Source organism: Paraburkholderia ribeironis, from assembly GCF_900019265.1.
Classification (GTDB): Bacteria; Pseudomonadota; Gammaproteobacteria; order Burkholderiales; family Burkholderiaceae; genus Paraburkholderia; species Paraburkholderia ribeironis.
This window is the reverse complement of record NZ_CYGX02000226.1, coordinates 1-502: the sequence shown is the minus strand read 5'-3', so window position 1 is coordinate 502 and position 502 is coordinate 1. Positions and strand designations below refer to the sequence as shown.

1 protein-coding gene is annotated in these 502 nt (G+C 69.9%); it reads left to right on the top strand.

What is annotated here, in order from left to right; genetic code table 11:
• Positions 1–502 (top strand): amidase family protein (locus BN2475_RS33290; RefSeq protein ID WP_245841783.1); only part of this gene is annotated, 502 nt, incomplete at both ends.

The window sequence follows — 502 nt, the reverse complement described above, 5'->3', positions numbered from 1 at the left end:
GCGGCTCGCTGCGCATTCCCGCCGCGCTGTGCGGACTCACCGGCTTCAAGCCGACGGCCGACCGCGTGCCCAAACAGGGCGGCGTACCGCTCTCGCCGACACTTGATGCATTCGGCGCGATCGGCGCGACAGTCGCGTGCTGCGCACTGGTCGACCGGATCCTCGCCGGGCTGGAGCCCGTCATTCCGGCTGCGCGGCCGCTCGAGGGCGCGCGGCTCGGCGTGCTGAACCATTACGTGACGGACGGCATCGAGCCGGAAGTCGCCGAGGCTTATGACGCCGCGCTCAAGCATCTGGAGGCGGCGGGCGCGATCGTCAGCGACGTGCGTTTTGCGCCGCTCGACCGGCTTGCCGAAATCAACCGCTTCGGCTTTTCGCCCATCGAAGCCTACGCGTGGCACCGGCCGCTGCTCGACGCGCACCGGGACGCCTACGATCCGCGCGTGTTGACGCGCATCCTCAAAGGCCAGCCGGCGACGGCCGCCGACTATCTCGACCTGCT